Source organism: Streptomyces sp. P9-A2 (assembly GCF_036634175.1).
Lineage (GTDB): Bacteria > Actinomycetota > Actinomycetes > Streptomycetales > Streptomycetaceae > Streptomyces > Streptomyces pratens.
In genome coordinates, this window is sequence record NZ_JAZIFX010000001.1 from 1870023 (window position 1) to 1889930 (window position 19908).

General features: G+C 71.4%; 16 protein-coding genes. 8 read left to right on the forward strand and 8 right to left on the reverse strand.

Features of this window, described 5'->3' with window-relative positions; translation table 11 throughout:
• Positions 1-2 precede the first annotated feature (2 nt).
• Genes hisB through hisD form a run of 3 tightly spaced genes read right to left on the reverse strand, consistent with a single transcriptional unit; the run spans position 3 to position 3078 of the window.
• On the reverse strand, positions 3-596 hold the full coding sequence (gene hisB, locus V4Y04_RS08500) for an imidazoleglycerol-phosphate dehydratase HisB (protein WP_332426745.1): 594 nt from the start codon (positions 594-596) through the stop codon (positions 3-5).
• Complete coding sequence (locus V4Y04_RS08505; RefSeq protein ID WP_332432758.1) at positions 593-1732, reverse strand: histidinol-phosphate transaminase; 1140 nt, start codon at positions 1730-1732, stop codon at positions 593-595. Before V4Y04_RS08505 ends, hisB begins: the two co-directional genes overlap by 4 nt.
• 23 nt (positions 1733-1755) lie before the next feature.
• Positions 1756-3078, reverse strand: coding sequence for a histidinol dehydrogenase (gene hisD, locus V4Y04_RS08510; protein WP_332432759.1), 1323 nt, complete (start codon positions 3076-3078; stop codon positions 1756-1758).
• A 225-nt stretch (positions 3079-3303) separates the two neighbouring features.
• On the opposite strand from hisD, the gene V4Y04_RS08515 reads away from it, so the two are divergent.
• The 4 genes from V4Y04_RS08515 (at position 3304) to ybaK (ending at position 7420) form a co-directional block, all read left to right on the forward strand.
• Positions 3304-4881: an oxidoreductase gene (locus V4Y04_RS08515; RefSeq protein WP_332426747.1), complete on the forward strand. Its 1578-nt coding sequence runs from the start codon at positions 3304-3306 to the stop codon at positions 4879-4881.
• Between the two features lie 163 nt (positions 4882-5044).
• On the forward strand, positions 5045-6097 hold the full coding sequence (locus V4Y04_RS08520) for a hypothetical protein (protein WP_332426748.1): 1053 nt from the start codon (positions 5045-5047) through the stop codon (positions 6095-6097).
• An 11-nt stretch (positions 6098-6108) separates the two neighbouring features.
• Positions 6109-6849, forward strand: a complete 741-nt coding sequence (locus tag V4Y04_RS08525) for an LON peptidase substrate-binding domain-containing protein (RefSeq protein ID WP_332426750.1) — start codon at positions 6109-6111, stop codon at positions 6847-6849.
• 70 nt (positions 6850-6919) lie between these two features.
• Complete coding sequence (gene ybaK, locus V4Y04_RS08530; protein WP_332426752.1) at positions 6920-7420, forward strand: Cys-tRNA(Pro) deacylase; 501 nt, start codon at positions 6920-6922, stop codon at positions 7418-7420.
• 793 nt (positions 7421-8213) lie between these two features.
• On the opposite strand, the gene V4Y04_RS08535 is transcribed toward ybaK, so the two are convergent.
• The 4 genes from V4Y04_RS08535 to V4Y04_RS08550 form a co-directional block, all read right to left on the reverse strand.
• Complete coding sequence (locus V4Y04_RS08535) at positions 8214-8981, reverse strand: AAA family ATPase (RefSeq protein WP_332426754.1); 768 nt, start codon at positions 8979-8981, stop codon at positions 8214-8216.
• Between the two features lie 80 nt (positions 8982-9061).
• Positions 9062-9883: an ABC transporter permease gene (locus tag V4Y04_RS08540; protein WP_332426755.1), complete on the reverse strand. Its 822-nt coding sequence runs from the start codon at positions 9881-9883 to the stop codon at positions 9062-9064.
• A gap of 101 nt (positions 9884-9984) precedes the next feature.
• Positions 9985-10959: an ABC transporter ATP-binding protein gene (locus V4Y04_RS08545; RefSeq protein ID WP_332432760.1), complete on the reverse strand. Its 975-nt coding sequence runs from the start codon at positions 10957-10959 to the stop codon at positions 9985-9987.
• Positions 10960-11169: 210 nt separating this feature from the next.
• Positions 11170-12381, reverse strand: coding sequence for an NYN domain-containing protein (locus V4Y04_RS08550; RefSeq protein WP_332426756.1), 1212 nt, complete (start codon positions 12379-12381; stop codon positions 11170-11172).
• Between the two features lie 283 nt (positions 12382-12664).
• On the opposite strand from V4Y04_RS08550, the gene V4Y04_RS08555 reads away from it, so the two are divergent.
• Positions 12665-12829 carry a hypothetical protein gene (locus V4Y04_RS08555; RefSeq protein ID WP_095534346.1) on the forward strand — a complete coding sequence of 55 codons (165 nt, stop codon included), beginning with the start codon at positions 12665-12667 and terminating at the stop codon, positions 12827-12829.
• 132 nt (positions 12830-12961) lie between these two features.
• On the opposite strand, the gene dnaE is transcribed toward V4Y04_RS08555, so the two are convergent.
• Positions 12962-16501 (reverse strand): DNA polymerase III subunit alpha, encoded by a 3540-nt coding sequence (gene dnaE, locus V4Y04_RS08560; protein WP_332426759.1) that lies wholly within the window; start codon positions 16499-16501, stop codon positions 12962-12964.
• 258 nt (positions 16502-16759) lie between these two features.
• Here dnaE and V4Y04_RS08565 point away from each other — a divergent pair, with 258 nt between their 5' ends.
• From V4Y04_RS08565 to V4Y04_RS08575, 3 genes are all read left to right on the forward strand, one after another.
• Complete coding sequence (locus V4Y04_RS08565) at positions 16760-18085, forward strand: DUF2252 domain-containing protein (protein WP_332426761.1); 1326 nt, start codon at positions 16760-16762, stop codon at positions 18083-18085.
• Between the two features lie 101 nt (positions 18086-18186).
• Positions 18187-18897: a hypothetical protein gene (locus tag V4Y04_RS08570; protein ID WP_332426763.1), complete on the forward strand. Its 711-nt coding sequence runs from the start codon at positions 18187-18189 to the stop codon at positions 18895-18897.
• 101 nt (positions 18898-18998) lie between these two features.
• Positions 18999-19811 carry a thioredoxin domain-containing protein gene (locus tag V4Y04_RS08575; protein WP_332426765.1) on the forward strand — a complete coding sequence of 271 codons (813 nt, stop codon included), beginning with the start codon at positions 18999-19001 and terminating at the stop codon, positions 19809-19811.
• The last annotated feature ends 97 nt before the right edge of the window (positions 19812-19908 follow it).

Genomic DNA, 19908 nt, shown 5'->3' on the forward strand with positions numbered 1-19908 from the left:
CCTTACAGGGCGCCCTTCGTGGAGGGCAGGATGCCCACCGCGCGGGGGTCGCGCTCGGACGCGTACCGCAGGGCCCGGGCCAGCGCCTTGAACTGGCACTCGACGATGTGGTGCGCGTTGCGTCCGTACGGCACGTGCACGTGCAGCGCGACCTGGGCCTGGGCGACGAAGGACTCCAGGATGTGCCGGGTCATCGTGGTGTCGTACTCGCCGATCATCGGCGCCATCTTCTCGGGCTCGGTGTGCACGAGGTAGGGGCGGCCGGACAGGTCGACGGTGACCTGGGCGAGGGACTCGTCCAGGGGGACCGTGCAGTTGCCGAAGCGGTAGATGCCCACCTTGTCGCCGAGGGCCTGCTTGAAGGCGGCGCCGAGGGCGAGGGCGGTGTCCTCGATGGTGTGGTGGGAGTCGATGTGAAGGTCGCCCTCGGTCTTCACGGTCAGGTCGAACAGACCGTGCCGGCCGATCTGGTCGAGCATGTGGTCGTAGAAACCGACCCCGGTGGAGATCTCCGTCTTGCCGGTGCCGTCGAGGTCGATCTCGACGAGAACCGATGTCTCCTTCGTCGTCCGCTGGACGCGTCCTACGCGGCTCATGCGCTCTGCTCCTTCGGGGGTGTGGGGGTGGCCCCCACGTAGCTGACCAGTTCACCGACCGCGTCGAGGAACGCGTCGTTCTCGGCCGGGGTGCCCGCGGTGACCCGCAGCCATCCCGGTACGCCGTTGTCCCGCACCAGGACGCCCCGGTCGAGGATCTTCTGCCAGACCACGTGGGAGTCCGCGAACGTGCCGAACTGGACGAAGTTCGCGTCGGACTCGGTGACGTCGTAGCCGAGGGTACGCAGTGCGGTGACCAGCCGGTCCCGTTCCCGCTTCAGCTGTTCGACGTACTTCAGCAGCGTGTCCGTGTGTTCCAGGGCGGCCAGCGCGGTCGCCTGGGTGACGGCGGACAGGTGGTAGGGCAGGCGGACGAGCTGCACGGCGTCCACGACGGCCGGGTGCGCGGCGAGGTAGCCGAGGCGCAGTCCCGCCGCGCCGAACGCCTTCGACATGGTGCGGGAGACGACGAGGTTCGGGCGGCCCTCGATCAGCGGCAGCAGGGAGGCGCCGTGACTGAACTCGATGTACGCCTCGTCCACGACCACCATCGACGGCCCGGCCGCCTGCGCGGCCTCGTACAGGGCGAGGACGGTCTCGGCGGGGACCGCGGTGCCGGTGGGGTTGTTGGGGGTGGTGACGAAGACGACGTCCGGGCGGTGCTCGGCGATCGCCTTCCCGGCGGCGGGCAGGTCGATGGTGAAGTCCTCGCCCCGGGGGCCGGAGACCCAGCCGGTGCCGGTGCCGCGCGCGATGAGTCCGTGCATCGAGTACGAGGGCTCGAAGCCGATGGCCGTGCGGCCGGGCCCGCCGAAGGTCTGCAGCAGTTGCTGGATGACCTCGTTGGAGCCGTTGGCGGCCCAGACGTTCTCGGGGCCGACGGGGTGGCCGCCGGTCTTCGTCAGGTATTCGGCCAGCCGGGTGCGCAGCTCGACCGCGTCCCGGTCGGGGTAGCGGTTGAGGTGGCGGGCGGCCTGGCGGACCCGCTCGGCGATCCGCTCGACCAGCGGTTCGGGCAGCGGGTAGGGATTCTCGTTGGTGTTGAGCCGTACGGGGACGTCCAGTTGGGGCGCGCCGTAGGGGGACTTGCCGCGCAGCTCGTCGCGTACGGGGAGGTCGTCGATGGTGACGTTCACGGGGTCGGTGGTGTTGATGGCGTTCACTTGTTCTCGGGTACCTTCCAGCCGAACCTCGCCTTGATCGCCGCGCCGTGCGCGGGCAGGTCCTCCGCCTCGGCGAGCGTGACCACGTGGTGCGCGACGTCGGCCAGCGCGTCCTCGGTGTAGTCGACGATGTGGATGCCGCGCAGGAAGGACTGGACGGACAGGCCCGAGGAGTGGCAGGCGCAGCCGCCGGTGGGCAGGACGTGGTTGGAGCCGGCGGCGTAGTCGCCGAGGGAGACCGGGGACCAGGGGCCGACGAAGATCGCGCCGGCGTTGCGCACCCGGCCGGCGAGCGCCGCGGCGTCGGCGGTCTGGATCTCCAGGTGCTCGGCGCCGTAGGCGTCGACCACGCGCAGGCCCTCGTCGAGGCCGTCGACGAGGACGATCGCGGACTGCCGGCCGACCAGTGCCGGGACGATCCGGTCGTCGATGTGTTTGGTGGCCTTGACCTGCGGTTCCAGTTCCTTCTCCACCGCGTCCGCGAGAGCGGCGGAGTCGGTGACCAGGACGGCGGCGGCCAGTGGGTCGTGCTCGGCCTGGCTGATCAGGTCGGAGGCGACGTGCACCGGGTCGGCCGTGTCGTCGGCGAGGATCGCGATCTCGGTCGGTCCCGCTTCGGCGTCGATGCCGATGCGGCCGGTGAAGTAGCGCTTGGCGGCGGCGACCCAGATGTTGCCGGGGCCGGTGACCATGGGTGCGGGCGGGCAGGACTCGGTGCCGTACGCGAACATGGCGACGGCGGTGGCGCCGCCCGCGGCGTACACCTCGTCGACGCCGAGCAGGGCGCACGCGGCGAGGATCGTCGGGTGCGGCAGTCCGCCGAACTCCTTCTGCGCCGGGGAGGCCAGGGCGATCGACTCGACGCCGGCCTCCTGGGCCGGGACCACGTTCATGATCACGGAGGACGGGTACACGGACCGCCCGCCGGGCGCGTACAGGCCCACGCGGTCGACCGGCACCCACTTCTCGGTGACGGTGCCGCCGGGGACGACCTGGGTGACGTGGGTCTCGCGGCGCTGGGCGCGGTGTACGAGCCGGGCGCGGCGGATGGACTCCTCCAGGGCCGCGCGCACGGCCGGGTCCAGCCGTTCCAGCGCGTCGGTGAGCGCCCGCGCCGGGACCCGGACGGATTCCAGGCGCACGCCGTCGAACCGTTCGGCGAAGTCGATCAGTGCCGCGTCGCCCCGATGATGCACGTCCTCGCAGATGGGCCGCACCTTCTCCAAGGCGGCCGCGACGTCGAAGTCGGCTCGGGGCAGCAGGTCGCGCAGGGCGGGGCCCTCGGGGAGGACGTCGCCGCGCAGATCGATTCGGGCCAGGAAGGAATGTTGCAGCACGTGTCCAATTCTCTCAGACCCGCGCCGGACGCCGTGCGGGCGTTCCAGTGGCTGATACGCGACCCCCTCGGTAACTCATTGTGCACATTCGAAAGATTTTTCTTACTTTCTGTGTTCGACGTGTCACTCGCTGGGCAGAACCGTTGTACGCGTACGAGTTGTACGAAGTGACGAACTCACGAGTATCCGGGGAAGGAGGGGAGGACCGTGACCGAGCGGGAGGCACGGCGCACCGGTGAGGTGCCGGCCGATCTGACGGCGACGGAGGCCGGCATGTGGCAGGCCTTCCGCAACGGCAGCGTGTACGACCTGAGCAGCGGGGACTCCGTCGTCGACGATCCGCACGGAGGGCATCCCTGGGGCCTCGGGCGGACGGTCCGGGCGCGGGTCGTGTGCTGGCTCCTGCTGGACGGTCCGCCCGCGCTGGCCGGCCGGGTCTCCTCTCTGAAGCTGGTCGGGGTGCTGATCAGCGGCGCGCTGGACCTCGCGGGCGGCACGGTGGTGCCGTACGTGGAGATGCGCGACTGCCGTTTCGAGCGGGACGTGCTGCTGCCGGAGGCCCGATTCACGACGGTGCGGCTGGTGGACTGCTCGGTGCCGCGGCTGGAGGCGGCCCGGTTGCAGACCGAGGGCGATCTGCACCTGCCGCGCTGCCGGTTCCTGGGGGGCATACGGCTGACCGACGCCCGGATCGGCACGGATCTGCTGCTCAACCAGGCGGTCGTGCACCGCGACCGCAGCGGCCGGTCGATAGCCGCGGACGGCATGACGGTCGGCCAGGACCTCCAGGCCGAGCTGCTGGAGTCGCACGGCGAACTGAGCCTGCGCGGCGCGACGATAGGCGTCTCGGTGAATCTGCGCGGGGCCCGGCTGGTCAACCCGTCCGCCCGGCTCGCGTTGAACGCGCCGCAGCTGACCGTCGAGCGGTCGCTGTATCTGACGCCCGCGGGGATCGGCGCCCAGGCGCGGAGCGGAATGACACCGGCGCGCGGGACGCGGATCCAACGGTTCGAGTGCCAGGGCGGGGTGCGGCTGGACGACGGGCGGTTCGGGGACGCGGTCGACTTCGAGCGGGCCCGGTTCACCCTGACCGATGATCAGGAGCTGTCGCTGCGTCGGGTGCAGACTCCGGAGCTGCGGTTCCTCGGGGAGCGGCCGGCCCGCGGGCGGGTGACTCTGTCGGGAGCGCGGGTGGTCAACCTGATGGACCGGGCGGACAGCTGGCCGGGGCCGGGCCGGCTGCACATGGACGGCTTCGCCTACGAGAATCTCGTGCCGCGCGGACCGTTCCCGCTGGCGGAGCGGCTGGAGTGGGTGGCCGCGGCGAGCGCCGAGTACGCCCCGGAGCCGTATGAGCGGCTGGCCGCCGTGCTGCGGGCGGGCGGCGAGGAGGAGGACGCCCGCGAGGTGCTGCTCGCCAAGCAGCGCGGGCGTCGCGAGAGCCTCCCCCTGGCGGCCAAGCTGTGGGGCTACGCCCAGGACTGGACGGTCGCCTACGGTTACCGGCCGGGGCGCGCCGCGGTGTGGATGGCGGTGCTGTGGGCGGGCGGCTCGCTGGCGTTCGCACACGCGTACCATCCGCCGATCAAGAGCGACGAGCATCCGGCATGGGACCCGGCCCTCTTCGTCCTGGACCTGCTGCTGCCGGTGATCGACCTGGGCCAGGTGGGGTTCTGGCAACTGCGTGGCGGCTGGCAGTGGCTCGCGGCCGCCCTCGTCCTGCTCGGCTGGATCCTCGCCACGACGGTGGCGGCGGGCGCGACCCGGACCCTGCGCCGCGGCTGACCGGCCCGGCCCTGCGCCCGGTCCACACCTGACCAGCGGTAACCGACAGCTCCCCGGCCCCGGAGGGCCCGGCTCCTTTTTTTACCCGGCCTTGAACGAAGGGCGTACAACCTTCCGTGACTTCCGTGAAGGGTCTGGCGCCGCTGTGACCTGCGGTCTTTCAATGGTCGACACCATGGCTCTGCTGCACGCGTTCACCCGTGTGTCCCGGGTGCGAGAAAAGCCGTCGGGCACCGTCCGGCCCGGCGTCCTCGTGCTGTCCGCGGACGCCGAGGTGCTGCTCGACGTCCCCGACGAGATGCTGGGCCCGGTCCTGGTCGGGGCCGCGGCCGGCGACCCCGCGCCCGCCGTCGGCCTGCTCGCCGCCACCCGGCACCGCGGGGCGTGGGAGCACCGCGACCGGTACGTGCGCCGGTTGGCCGTCTTCGCCCGCTCGCGCCCCGAGTGGCTGGACACCTGGCGCGCCCACGACCCGCACAACCCCGACGGGCTGCTCGTGGACGCCCAGCGGGCGGTGCACCACGCTTGGGACTCACCGGCCCGTGTCGAACTGTTGCGCGAGGTGAGCCCGCTGATCACGGCCGCCGCGTGGGCCGACCACCGTGACCCGGTGCCGTGGCGGCTCGCCCTGGACCACGCCCGCGGCGCCCGGGCCGGGCACCGGTACTTCCAGGAGCTGTGGGAGGCCGCGGTCCGCCGCGCCCCGCACCACTACGGCTGCCACGTGGCGGCCCTGCGCTACCTGTCGTCCTCCTGGCACGGCGCACACCTCGAGTGCTTCGACTTCGCCGACCAGGCCGCGCAGGACGCGCCGGACGACTCATTCACGCAGTCCCTGCCGCTGCGGGCCGCCTTCGGGTACATCACCGACGGCGGCGGCCCCGAGGTGCCGCGCGAGCGGCTCGACGCGGCGGCCGACCGCGCTCTGACCCTGTCCGCCCGGCTTCCGGCGGCCCACCCCCGGCCGGCCTGCCTGCGTAACCTTCTGGCGTACGTCCTGCTGCGCCTGGAGCGCCGGCCGGAGGCCCTGGAGCAGCTGCGGCTCACCGGCCCGTACGCCACTTCCACGCCCTGGGACCGGGAGGCGGAGGATCCCCTCGGCCGGTTCCTGGAGGTGCGCCGGAGCCTGTACGAGGCGGTGTCCGCCGGCCCCGCCACGGGCTCCCGGCATCCACGGAGTGAACGGGGCCGCCGGGCCCGTTCCGGCGACCATTAGGCTTTTACGTCGTGACCACCGCCCGGCTCCCGCTCTTTCCCCTGAACTCGGTGCTGTTCCCCGGGCTCGTGCTTCCGCTGAACATCTTCGAGGAGCGCTATCGCGCCATGATGCGCGAGCTTCTGAAGAGACCGGAGGACGAGCCGCGCCGGTTCGCCGTCGTGACGATCCGCGACGGCCACGAGGTCGCCCCGAGCGCCCCCGGCATCCCGGACCCGACGGCCGTACCCGAGCTGGGCCCCGCGGCGGGCTTCGGCCCCGACCCGCTCCGGTCCTTCCACAAGGTGGGCTGTGTGGCCGACGCGGCGACGATCCGGGAGCGGGCCGACGGCACCTTCGAGGTGCTCGCGACGGGGACGACGCGGGCACGGCTGCTGTCGGTCGATGCCTCCGGGCCGTTCCTGACGGCCGAGCTGGAGCCGGTGCTCGAGGCGCCCGGCGAGGAGGCGGGGGCGCTCGCCGAGGGGGTGCTGCGGGCGTTCCGCCAGTACCAGAAGCAGCTGGCGGGGGCGCGGGAGCGGTCGCTGGCGACCGGCGCGGACCTGCCGGACGAGCCGGGGGTCGTGTCCTATCTGGTCGCCGCCGCGATGATGCTCGACACGCCGACGAAGCAGCGTCTGCTCCAGGCGCCGGACACCGCGTCCCGGCTCCGCGACGAGCTGAAACTCCTTCGCACGGAGACGGCCATCATCCGCAACCTGCCGTCGCTGCCGTCGTCGGAGCTGACCCGCGGGCCGACGCACCTCAACTGACGCACGACCGTACGACTTCCCTGAGCGGGACGGGAACGGGACCGAGCACGGGGACAGGAACGGGGCCGGGATGGCGAAGAAGCCGAAGAAACAACAGTCGGGCGGTACGCCCGCGACGGTGGCACTCACCACGGCCGGGGTGCCGTTCACCGTCCACTCCTACGACCACGACCCCTCCCACCCGTCCTACGGCGAGGAGGCGGCCGAGGCGATGGGCGTCTCCCCCGACCGGGTCTTCAAGACGCTGGTGGCGGACGTCGACGGCGCGCTGACGGTGGCGGTGGTCCCGGTGGCGGGACAGCTGGATCTGAAGGGCCTGGCGGCGGCGGTCGGCGGCAAACGGGCGGCGATGGCCGACCCCGCCCTGGCGGAACGCACCACGGGCTACGTCCGGGGCGGTATCTCGCCCCTTGGCCAGCGCAAGCGGCTGCGTACGGTGCTGGACGACTCGGCCGGCCTGCACGAGACGATCTGTGTCTCGGCCGGCCGTCGCGGTCTGGAGGTCGAACTCTCCCCCGCCGACCTGGCCGAGCTGACCTCGGCGGTACTCGCCCCGATCGGGCGTGCCTGACCGTTCCTCCGGACCGGGCAGGAGCGGGCAGCAGGACCGGGCAGGACTGGACCGGACCGGGCAGGGCAGAACCGGGCAGGGCAGAACCGGACCGGACCGGACCGGACCGGGCAGCAGGACCGGACCGGGCAGCAGGACCGGACCGGGCAGGAGCGGGGCTGCTCCGAGCGAGAGCAGGGCTGCCCGATCCGGCCCGGGGCTGCTCCGAGCAAGAGCGGGGGCTGCTCCGGCCGCACGCCCCGAGCGGTCCTGGGCGTTCCCTCGCCGCCTCAAGGGCGTGGGAGGTGCCCCAGGCCCCCTGGCGTACCCGACCCCGGATCGGTGCCCGACCCCGGGGCGGTACCCGATCCCGGGGCGGCGACGCGCATCCGTACGTGGTCCGGGCCCGGGAAGCCGGTCCCCTGCGTGACCCAGCCGCATGAGGACGACCAGAGGCTACGGGGAGACCCCGGACCGGCACTCCGGTGAAACCGGCTCCCCGCTCGCCGATGCCGTGCCCGGCGTCCCGGACCGCACGCTCACGTCGACCCGGACGGGTCCACGACACCGCAAGCCCACAAGCCCGGACACCGCGAGCCCGCGAGCCGCCCCTCACACCACCGAGTCGAACCGCCCTCGCGCACGCTCCCGGCAAGCAGCCGGCGCCCCTCGACAAACCCCGCCTCTTCGGTTAATCAGAAAAGGTATGTCGAAGAGAACACGCAAACGCAAGTGGCGCACCAGGAAGGGCCGCGCGAACCATGGCAGGCGCCCGGCCTGACACCGCAACCGGGCCGGGGCCGTAGGGCAGGCCCTACGGCCCCGGGAATCCGCCGTGCGGCGGCTGCGGGACGTACGGGTCGGCCGGCGGGTAGGGGTAGGGGCCGGGATCGGGGTCGGGGTCACGGGGGCCGAACAGCGCGGTCAGGCCCAGGTGGACGACCAGCCCTGCGAACGGCCAGGCCAGCAGCGCCCCTTTGGCGCTCAGCTTCAGCGGCGCGTCGAACGTCACGCCCTTGCCGGCGTCCCTCGCCTGGGCGATGACGTCCTGGGCGGGCCCGAGCCACACCCCGAGCCGCCACGCCAGCAGTGATCCGAGTAGCCCGCCGACCCCGAGCGCCACCACCAGCGGCACACCCCCGCGCCGCCGCGCGAGGAACACGGCGAGCGCGCTCACCGCGCCGAACGCCAGCGCGAGCAGCGCGAACGTCCCGTCCACGCCGATGGCCTGCTCGCCCTCGGTGTCCTTGAGGTAGACGACCCAGTTGTCGCCCGCGACGTCGCCCACCAGCGGGACCCGCGGCGCCAGCCACCACCACAGCACCCCGAGCAGCACCCCGCCGAGCGCCACCGCCACCACGGTCACGGCGGCCTCGCGCAGTTCCGTCTTCATCCCGGGGCCGTCCTGTTCGTACCAGCCGTACCCTGCCCGGTCACCGTGCCCGGCGGACCCGGCGTCCGGGACTTCCGTGGCCGGCCCGTCGGCGGAGGCGGCGGCCACCTGCCCGGCGGACGGTGCCTGCCACCCGCCGTGCGGGGAGTGCTCATGCGGAGGCGGTGGTGGTGTCAGAGGTGCGCTCACCCTGACATCGTGCCAGGCCCGGCTGTGCGGCGTGACACGGACAGGTCACCGACACGTCACCGAACGGGGCGCCGTACGGGTCAGCGGACGGCTGCCCTGCGGTACGCCCAGGCCGCCACGGCCAGCGAGAACACTCCGACCACCCCGCACACCGCGAGGTCGCCGAGGACCAGTGCCCAGTCGGGATGCGGCGCGAAGGTCCGCGCGAGGGCCTCGACACCGTACGTCGACGGCAGCAGGTCCCGGACGACGCGTACCGCCTCCGGCATCCGTTCCGCCGGCAGCACGCCCAGCAGCAGCGCGGCCGACATGCCGAGCTGGCCGAGCAGCGTGGCGAACTCGGGACGCGGCGCGAGCAGCCCCAGGGCGGCCCCCAGCCCGGCGAGCGCGGCACCCGACAGCGGGATCACGGCGGCCAGCACCCACAGATGCGTCAGCGGCAGTCCGAACAGGACGCATCCGAAGGCCGCCGTCACCACCGTCCCCGGCACGGTGAACGAGGCGTAGGCGCCGGCCGCGCCCAGCACCACCGCGGCCGGCGGGACCGGCAGCGTCGCGTAGTGGTCGAGTCCACCGCTGGCCCGCAGCTGTCCGAAGTACTGCGCGAGCAGGTTGAGCGCGACGAAGGCGACGACCAGGACGGCCGATCCGGCCACCACCGCCCGTGCCTCCGAGCCGCCGTCCACGACCCCGCGCATCAGGATCATGATCCCGACGGACTGGAAGGTCGCCACGAACAGCAGCGGGATCCGCGCCACCCGCGCCCGGGAGAGCTGCGCCCGGTACACGGCCGCCAGCGACGGCCACAGCCGCGCCCGGGGGCCGAGCACGGCCGGCTGCGGCGCGGTCTCCTCCACGGCCAGGACGGCGCCCGGCAGGACATCGGCGGGTACGACACTCACGTCGCGCTGCTCCCCTTCGCTCGGAGGTTCGCCCGGATCCATTCCGGCAGTCGTCCTGTTCCGTACGGATGCGGCGCCCGGCGCACTCAGGGGCCCGCCGTTCATGCCTTCACCAGCCCCTGCCGTACGGCACCGCCCAGCGCCAGGTACACGTCCTCCAGAGTGGGCGTGGTGAGCGTGAAGTCGTCCAGGGCGGCGAAGGCGGCGCCGCCGGTGACCGTGGCGACGACGGCACGGGCCTCCTCCGGCCCGAGCCGCAGTGTCCAGCGGCGGCCGGACTCGACGGCGCGGTCCTGGAGCGCGGCGACCTCCGGTACGTGCAGGGGGGCCGTCTCGCGCCACACCAGGTCGACCCGGACCTCGCCCGCGACCTGTTCCTTCAGTCCGGACGGGCTGTCGCAGGCGATCACCCGGCCCTGGTCGAGCACGGCGACCCGGTCGAGCACGGTCTCGGCCTCGATGACGTTGTGGGTGACCAGCAGCACGGTGGCGCCCTGCTCGGCCCGGCGTCGGTCGACGGCGGACCACACCGCGCGCCGCGCGATCGGGTCCATGCCGACGGTGGGTTCGTCGAGCACCAGCAGGGGCCGCTCGCCGACCAGCGAGGCGGCGAAACAGGCCAGCCGGCGCTGGCCGCCGGACAGCTTCTTCAGGGGGCGCGCGGCGATCGGGGCGAGCCCGAGTTCGTCGAGGACGTCGTCCCGCTCCGCGCACGCCCGCTTCGCGTCGAGGCCGCGCAGCCGCGCGGTGGTCTCGACGGCGAGCGACACGGTCAGCTCGTCGAGGGCGGTGGACTCCTGCCCGAGGTAGGCGAGGATCCTCGCGGCCCGCTCGGGGTGGCGCACGATGTCGTGGCCGAGGATGTGGACGCTGCCGCGGTCGGGCCGCATCAGTCCGGTGAGCTGGCGTACGAGGGTGGACTTGCCGGCACCGTTCGGCCCGAGCAGTCCGAAGATCTCACCGCGCCGGACGTCGAGCGCGACGTCGTCGGTGGCCCGGATCTCGGGGGTCGCCGGCACTCCGCGGCGTCCTCGGGCCGCCGGATAGGTCTTGGTCAGCCCGCGCACCACGCACACGGTGTCACCGTCGTGCCGGAATGCCTGTACCGCGCGCGTACTCACAAGGCACGAGACTACGGGGTCCGCGCCCCCGTTCCACTTCCGGGTCGGCCGACCGCCCCGGATCCGCCGGTGGAACGACGAGCCCCCCGCAAGGCGCCGGCCCGTCCCGGCGCGGGGCCGTACGCGGCGGCGCCGCACGGTCAGCGCCCGGCCCGGGCATCGGGGTCAGTCCCCGACCGGGGCACGGTCCGTCCCCGTACGCGCGTCCAGCTCGCGCCAGAAGCCCGCCCGGATGGCGTACCGGTCGCGTTCGTCGATCTGGTCGTCCTTGTGGGCGAGCAGGCCGAAGCGGGCGGCGTAGCGCAGCAGCTCGCCGTCGACGCGGTGCGGGATGCGGGGGTACATGCCGGACAGCTTCTGGAGGCCGCCCTGGTCCCCCAGCCGCTCCACCCAGCGGCGGGCGAAGACCTGTCCCACCTCGAAGGGGTCCCCGCCGACCGTGGTGATGTCCTCCTCGCGGTCGGCCCACCGCTGCTCCGCCGTGGTCAGCTGGGCGAGCGTCGGCATGGAGGCCGCCTCGAGGGGCTCGGCGACGGGCCGGTCGACCCAGCCCTTGTCGGAGGACCAGCGCAGGGTGGCGGACTGCGGCGGGTGGGGGTGCGGGGGGCCGGGAGCGCGCAGGGCCGCCAGGTCCTTGGGCGTGGGTACGCCCTTGGCGGCGGGCGTCCGCTCGCCGGTGCCGTTGTGTCCGGCGGCGGCCGGGTGCGGCGGCTCCTGGGCGGCCGGTTCCTCCCCCGGGGCGGGCGCGGACTCCGGCAGCGGGGCGGAGAGGATCGCGGCGATCTCGGAGCGTGCGGCGGGGGGCGGCGCGCACACGCCGGAATGGTCCTCCTTGGCGCGCACCGCCTTGGTGATCCAGGCACGGTCCAGCACCCGGCGTTCGTCGGCCTCGGCGACCAGGTCCTCGGACTGGTTGTAGTCGCCGTCGGCGGCCTGGACGGCCCACAGGTGGACGGCGACACCGTGCTCCTTGGCCGCCATCATGCCGGGCAGCAGGTCGCCGTCGCCGGTGACCAGGACGATGTCGGAACAGGCGCGGTTGCGGGCCAGCTCGGTCAACTCGGCGTGCATGGCGGCGTCGACGCCCTTCTGCGCCCAACGGCCGTCGCTGCGGGTGAGCGCGCCCAGCCGGACGGTGACCCTGGGCATGACCCGAAGCCGGCGGTGCTCGGGCTGCGGCACCCGGTCCGGGGCGCCGTCGAACCAGTAGATGCGCAACAGGGGCCGGCCCGTGTCGGACTCGGCCCGGTCGCGCAACCCCTGGATGAGGGCGGCGTGATCGACGGTGATCCGGGACCGCGAGGGCTCCCCGGCGAGGAGACTGGCGGCGGCCCCCAGCAGATACCCGGCGTCCACCAGGACGATGCAGCGGTCCACGCGATCCACCCTCTTTCCGGGAGGTTTGCTTCGGGCTTGCTTCGAGTCTGCCCGACCACGCCGGGGTTAACGGCCCGAACTCGATCTTCGGCGTGGCGTTTCCACACTTCCTTCGCCGACTCACCCTGTCACACACGGTAATTGTCCGACATGCGACGATCCTTCCGCCATGTGAGTCTGGTCCCGGTCCTGGAACCAGGGTGCCTCGTTCGGATCGGGCCGGGCCCCGCGAGCCCGGCGGGATCCGAACGAGGGGCCCTACATCCCCACAGGAGGCATCACCATGGCCAAGAACAAGAACCGTGAACGAAAGCAGCCGCAGACCGCACGCGCCCAGCAGACGGCGCAGCATCCCTCGGCGGAGCCGCAGACCGAGCAGCACGGCCCGCAGATCACGCCCGGAGATGTCGCCCGCAAGGGCAGGGAGAAGCGCTTCGGCCACAACTGACGCCCGCGCGGTGGACTTGTGAGCCACGCGCACGGCATGTGCAGAGGGGTGTGCCCGTCACCGGGCGCACCCCTCTTGGCCGTCGGTCTCGGCCGTCTCGCCGGTCGCCCGGCCCGCGATCCGCCGGGCCGGTCAGCCCGCCAGGCAGGACGGGCCGAGGAGGACCTTGAGGTCGCCGAACAGGGCGGGGTCCGGCTTCACCCGGTGCCGGTCCAGGCGCAGCACCGTCGTCTTCGTCGGCCCCTGGAGTTTGATGCGGACCTCGCTGTCGCCCTTGTGGTGGCCGAGGATCTCGCCGAGGCGGCTGACCATCGGGGGGGTGACCCTGGTCGCCGGGATGGTGAGCACGACGGGCGCGTTGGTGCCCGCGTTGGACAGGTCCGGCACCTGGAGCTCCATGGCGACCAACCGCGGCACGTCCTCGCGCTTGTCGAGCCGGCCCTTGACGAACACCACGGCGTCCTCGACGAGTTGGGTCGAGACGAGCTGGTAGGTCGCGGGGAAGAACATGCACTCGATGGACCCGGCGAGGTCTTCCACGGTGGCGATCGCCCAGGCGTTGCCCTGCTTGGTCATCTTGCGCTGGAGGCCGGAGATGATGCCGCCGATGGTGACCACCGCGCCGTCGCCGAAGTCGCCGCCGGTGAGCTGGGAGATGCCCGCGTCGGCCTTGTCGGACAGGACGTGCTCCAGCCCGAACAGCGGGTGGTCGGAGACGTACAGTCCGAGCATCTCCCGCTCCTGCGCGAGCAGGTAGGTCTTGTCCCACTCGTCGTCGGTGAAGGTGACGTCGAGGCCGAAGCCGGGCTCGCTGGTCTCCTCCTCGCCCATGCCGCCGAAGAGGTCGAACTGTCCCTCGGCCTCCTTGCGCTTGACCGCGACCACGTTGTCGATCATCGGCTCGTACTGGGCGGTGAGGCCCTTGCGGGTGTGCCCCATGGAGTCGAAGGCGCCCGCCTTGATCAGCGACTCGGTGGTCCGCTTGTTGCAGACGACCGCCTCGACCTTGTCGAGGTAGTCCGGGAAGGAGTCGTACTTCCCCTTGGCCTTGCGGCTCTTGATGATCGACTCGACGACGTTGGTGCCGACGTTGCGGACCGCGGACAGGCCGAAGAGGATCACGTCGTCGCCCTGCGCGGCGAAGTTCGACTCCGACTCGTTGACGTTCGGCGGGAGCACCTTGATGCCCATGCGGCGGCACTCGTTGAGGTAGACGGCCGACTTGTCCTTGTCGTCCTTGACCGAGGTGAGCAGCGCGGCCATGTACTCGGCCGGGTAGTTCGCCTTGAGGTAGCCGGTCCAGTACGACACCAGTCCGTACGCGGCGGAGTGGGCCTTGTTGAACGCGTAGCCGGCGAAGGGGACCAGTACGTCCCACAGGGCCTGGATCGCCTCGTCGCTGTAGCCGTTCCCGCGGGCGCCCTCCTGGAAGAGGACGAAGTTCTTCGCCAGCTCGTCGGGCTTCTTCTTGCCCATCACGCGGCGGAGGATGTCGGCCTCGCCGAGCGAGTAGCCCGCGATGATCTGGGCGGCCTTCTGTACCTGCTCCTGGTAGACGATCAGGCCGTAGGTGACCGACAGCACCTCCCGGAGCGGCTCCTCCAGCTCCTTGTGGATCGGTGTGATCTCCTGGCGGCCGTTCTTGCGCTCCGCGTAGTTGATGTGCGAGTTCATGCCCATCGGGCCCGGCCGGTAGAGGGCCGAGACGGCGGAGATGTCCTCGAAGTTGTCGGGCTGCATCTGGCGGAGCAGCGAGCGCATCGGGCCGCCGTCGAACTGGAAGACGCCGAGGGTGTCACCGCGGCAGAGCAGTTCGAAGGTCTTGGGGTCGTCCAGCGGGAGGGCGAGCATCTCCAGGTCGATGCCCTTGTTGGCCTTCACCATCTTGATGGCGTCGTCCATGATCGTGAGGTTGCGCAGGCCCAGGAAGTCCATCTTCAGGAGGCCGAGCGACTCGCACTGGGGGTAGTCCCACTGTGTGATGGTCACGCCGTCGGTGTGCCGCGTCCAGAGCGGGGCGTGGTCGACGATGGGTTCGCTGGACATGATCACGCCGGCCGCGTGCACGCCCATCTGCCGCACGAGGCCCTCGACGCCCTTGGCGGTGTCGATGACCTTCTTCACGTCCGGCTCGTTCTCGTACATCGCGCGGATCTCGCCGGCCTCGTTGTAGCGCGGGTGCGAGGGGTTGGTGATGCCGTCGAGGTCGATGCCCTTGCCGAGGACGTCGGCGGGCATGGCCTTGGTGAGCCGGTCGCCCATGGCGTACGGGTAGCCCAGTACGCGCGCGGAGTCCTTGATGGCGTTCTTCGCCTTGATCTTGCCGTAGGTGCCGATCATGGCGACCTTGTCGGCGCCGTACTTCTCCGTCACGTACCGGATCACCTCGACGCGCCTGCGCTCGTCGAAGTCGATGTCGACGTCGGGCATGGAGACGCGTTCGGGGTTGAGGAACCGCTCGAAGATCAGGCCGTGCGGGATCGGGTCGAGGTCGGTGATGCCCATGGCGTACGCCACGATCGAGCCGGCCGCGGAGCCGCGGCCGGGGCCGACCGCGATGCCCTGCTTCTTGGCCCACATGATGAAGTCGGCGACGACGAGGAAGTACCCGGGGAAGCCCATCGAGATGATGGTGTCCATCTCGTACTCGACCTGCTTCATGCGGTCGTCCGGGATGCCGCCCGGGAAGCGGCGCTCCATGCCGCGCATGGTTTCCTCACGGAACCAGCTGACCTCGGTGTATCCCTCAGGGATATCGAACTTGGGCATGAGGTCGCGCTTCTCGAACATGCCCGTGGTGTCGACCATGTCGGCGATCAGCCTGGTGTTGGCGCAGCCCTGCTGCCAGGCGTCGGAGGAGTCGATGGCGTACATCTCGTCGGTGGACTTGAGGTAGTAGCCGGTGCCGTCGAACCGGAAGCGGTCGGGGTCGGAGAGGTTCTTGCCGGTCTGGATGCACAGCAGTGCGTCGTGGGCGGTCGCCTCGTTCGCGTACGTGTAGTGCGAGTCGTTGGTCACCAGGGGCGGGATGCCGAGTTTCTTCCCGATCTCCAGCAGCCCGTCACGGACCCGGCGCTCGATCTCGATGCCGTGGTCCATCAGCTCCAGGAAGTACCGCTCCTTGCCGAAGATGTCCTGGTAGTCGGCGGCCGCCTTCAGCGCCTCGTCGAAGTGGCCGAGGCGCAGCCTGGTCTGGACCTCGCCGGAGGGGCAGCCGGTGGAGGCGACCAGCCCGGTGGACCACTTGGAGATGGTCTCCTTGTCCATCCGGGGCCACTTCTGCAGCCAGCCCTCCGCGTACGCGTCGGAGGAGAGCCGGAAGAGGTTGTGCAGGCCCGTGCTGTCGACCGCCCAGATGGTCTTGTGGGTGTAACCGCCCGAACCGGAGACGTCGTCCCGCTTCTGGTGCGGCTGACCCCACTGGATCTTGCGCTTGGTGCGCCGCGACTCGGGCGCGACATAGGCCTCGATCCCGATGATCGGGGTGACTCCGGCCTTCTGCGCGGTGTGGAAGAAGTCGTACGCGCCGTGCAGGTTGCCGTGGTCGGACATGGCGATGTGGCTCATGCCCATCTCGTTGCAGGCGTTGAACATGTCCTTCAGCCGCGCGGCACCGTCCAGCAGGGAGTACTGGGTGTGGACGTGCAGGTGCGTGAACGGCGTCTTCGACACGGTTCGGCCTCCGAGGATGAATGCTGCGGCGCGGAGCGCCCCGTCCAGAGGGGTGGTCGGGTGGCGGGTGGACACTCGGCGACGGGCAGGCGGACAGTCTGGTGGTCAGCGTCGAAGTCTATGCCCCGGCACTGACACGCGAGGCTCCCCGGGACGTACCTTCGGGCGAGCCGCACGGGCACTCAGGTGACGTGCCGCACGTTGACTCGGGGACGGATCAGCCGTCCCCGAATATCCCGTACCAGGAGGCACTCAGCGATGTCGGTCCCGCAGCTCGACGACGAGCACCGCGGCGAGGAGATCCTCGCCGTTCTCGACACCGCCTTCGGCGAGCTCCTGGCCGCCGACCCGGCCGCCTTCCGTGTGAAGTTCCGGAAGATGGCGGCCTCGGCGTTCGCGTTCTACCGAGGCACGGCGTGTCTCTTCTACCACGATCTGGACGCCGAGAAGCGCGGCGGCCCGTACCTGGACGACCGGACGTCCCGGGTGTGGATCCACGGCGATCTGCACGCGGAGAACTTCGGCACGTACATGGACTCCAACGGCCGTCTGGTCTTCAACGTCAACGACTTCGACGAGGCCTACGTCGGCCCCTTCACCTGGGACCTCAAGCGCTTCGCCGCCTCCATGGCGCTGATCGGCTACGCGAAGGCGCTCAGCGACGAGCAGATCACCGAGCTGGTGCGGATCTACACGGCCGCGTACCGGGAGCGGATCCACGCGCTGGCGACCGGCGTGAAGAGCGACGAGGTGCCGCCGTTCACGCTGGACACCGCGCAGGGTCCGCTGCTCGACGCGCTGCGCGACGCCCGCTCGCTGACCCGGTTCGGGCTGCTGGACTCGATGACCGTCATCCGTGACTTCGAGCGCCGCTTCGCCTCCGGCGGCGGCGCGGTCGAGCTCGACGCCGCCACCCGCTACAAGGTCCTCGCCGCTTTCGACGGCTACCTGGAGACGCTGCCGGACGCCTCGCTGGCCCGTCCGGACTCCTACCGGGTGAAGGACGTCGTGGGCCGCCGGGGCGTGGGCATCGGCTCGGCCGGGCTGCCGTCGTACAACATCCTGCTGGAGGGGCACAGCGACGCCCTGGAGAACGATGTGGTGATCTACATCAAGCAGGCGCAGACGCCGGCCGTCTCCCGGCACATCACCGACCCGTCGATCCGGGACTACTTCCAGCACGAGGGCCACCGCACGGTGATCTCCCAGCGCGCCCTGCAGGCGCACGCGGACCCGTGGCTGGGCTGGGCCGAGCTGGACGGCGCGGGGCAGCTGGTCGCGGAGGTCTCGCCGTACGCGGTGGACCTGGACTGGGGCGACATCGACGAGCCGGAGGAGATCGCGCAGGTCGTCGCCGACCTCGGCCGGGCCACGGCCACGATGCACGCGGCGGCGGACGACACGTCCGGCGAGTCACTGGTGCCGTTCTCCACCGAGCGCGCCATCGACGCGGCGATCGCGGCCGACGAGGAGGGCCTGGAGCCCCTGCTGGTCGACTTCGCGCACAGCTACGGCGCCCGTGCGCGCGGCGACCACCAGATCTTCCTGGACCTGTTCCGCAACGGCAGGATCCCGGGACTGTGACCTTCCGCCCGCCCGGGGAATGCCCGGGCGGGCGGGGAAATCCTGCCGAACGGAACCCTTTAGGGATCCCTTACCGGAGCGCATGACAGACTCGGCCCACCATGGACATATCCGGAACCCCGTTCAGAGCCGTGCGCGCGGTGCTGTTCACGACCGTGGTCGTGACCCTCAGTACCGCGTCGCACGTGCTGCTGTCCGGGGCTCCCCTGCCGTTGAGCACGGTGACGGTGATCGCCGTCGCCGTGTTCGTCCTGGCGTACGCCCTCGCGGGCCGGCAGCGCTCCTTCGGGCGGATCGCCGCCCTGCTGGTCCCGCTGGAGCTGGCCGCCGACACCGTCTTCACCACCGGCCAGCACGTCTGTTACGGCCGGATGGGCGGCCCGGTCGCGGGCCCGCTGCGCTCGGTCGGCTTCGACGTGCTGTGCGGTCAGGGCAGCGGCGTGGGCGCCTCGCTGACGCAGGTGACCGGCACCGCGGTCCACGGCGACGACCGGTTCACCGGGCTGCTCGCCCAGGCCGACCCGGCCACCGCGTGGCTGCTGCTCGGCGCGCACATCGGCGTCGGTCTGCTCGCCGCCGCCTGGCTGCACCGCGGCGAGCGGGCGCTGGCCCAGTTGCTGGGCGTGGTGACGGCCACGGCTTCGACGGCGGTCCGGCCGCTGCTGCTGGCGGTCGCCGTGGTGACCGTGCGCCGCGCCCCGAAGGTCCGCCGGCCGGCTCTCCCGGACCACCGGACCACCACGGCCGTGGACCGGTTCCTCGTGCGCTCCCTGGGACGGCGTGGACCGCCGTGCTCCCTCGCCCTCGCCTGAGACGGCTCAGCCCTCGGCGTCGGCACCCTGTCCGAGCATCCGTAGTCCCCCTACACATCCCGCACACAGCGCTGTGCGCGTCCCCAGTGGAGAGCATCACCATGAGCAAGCGGAACAGCCAGACGGCGAAGACGGCGGCCCGTGAGCGTCTGCGCGTCGAGCGCGAGCGCGAGGCCAAGAAAGCCAAGATCAAGCGTCAGCTGGTCGTCGCCGGAACGATCGTCGGCGTCCTGGCGATAGCCGGCGGCATCGGCTACGCCGTCATGCAGGCCAACAAGCCCAGCGCGTGGGAGGCCGCGGCGGACGCGAAGCTCGTCAAGCCGGCCAACTCCAGCGGCGAGAACGGCACCACCGTCGTCATCGGCAAGGCCGACGCGAAGAAGACCCTGGAGCTGTACGAGGACCCGCGCTGCCCGATCTGCGCCACGTTCGAGCAGGGCGTCGGCGAGACGATCGAGAAGGACGTCGCGGACGGCAAGTACAAGGTCCAGTTCATCGGCGCCTCGTTCCTCGACCGCAACCTGACCGGCGAGGGCTCCAAGAACGCCCTGAGCTCCCTGGGTGCCGCGCTGAACGTCAGCCCGGAGGCGTTCCTCGCCTACAAGGCCGCGCTCTACTCGGCCGAGTTCCACCCCGAGGAGAGCCAGGACAAGTTCAAGGACGACGCCTACCTGATCAAGGTGGCGAACTCCGTCGAGGAACTGAAGGGCAACAAGAAGTTCCAGGCGGCCGTGGAGAACGGCACCTACGACAAGTGGGCGCTGGAGATGTCCGACAAGTTCGACGACAGCGACGTCAATGGCACCCCCACGCTGAAGATGGACGGCGAGAAGCTCACCGGGTCCGACGGGCAGAACGCACCGATGACGGCCCCCGAGTTCACGGCCGCGATCGAGAAGGCCCTCAAGGCCTGATCCGGGGACCTCGTCCGGGTCCGGATCCAGGGGTCCGCGGCCGGGATTCGGTCACGGCCGGCCGACCGCGCACTGAAGAGCGGGCGAACTTTGGCGA

Coding starts and splice junctions, on each gene's coding strand:
- hisB (WP_332426745.1), bottom strand. CDS start 596: ATGAGCCGCGTAGGACGCGTCCAGCGGACGACGAAGGAGACATCGGTT.
- V4Y04_RS08575 (WP_332426765.1), top strand. CDS start 18,999: ATGAGCAAGCGGAACAGCCAGACGGCGAAGACGGCGGCCCGTGAGCGT.
- V4Y04_RS08555 (WP_095534346.1), top strand. CDS start 12,665: ATGGCCAAGAACAAGAACCGTGAACGAAAGCAGCCGCAGACCGCACGC.
- V4Y04_RS08570 (WP_332426763.1), top strand. CDS start 18,187: ATGGACATATCCGGAACCCCGTTCAGAGCCGTGCGCGCGGTGCTGTTC.
- V4Y04_RS08520 (WP_332426748.1), top strand. CDS start 5,045: ATGGTCGACACCATGGCTCTGCTGCACGCGTTCACCCGTGTGTCCCGG.
- V4Y04_RS08565 (WP_332426761.1), top strand. CDS start 16,760: ATGTCGGTCCCGCAGCTCGACGACGAGCACCGCGGCGAGGAGATCCTC.
- ybaK (WP_332426752.1), top strand. CDS start 6,920: ATGGCGAAGAAGCCGAAGAAACAACAGTCGGGCGGTACGCCCGCGACG.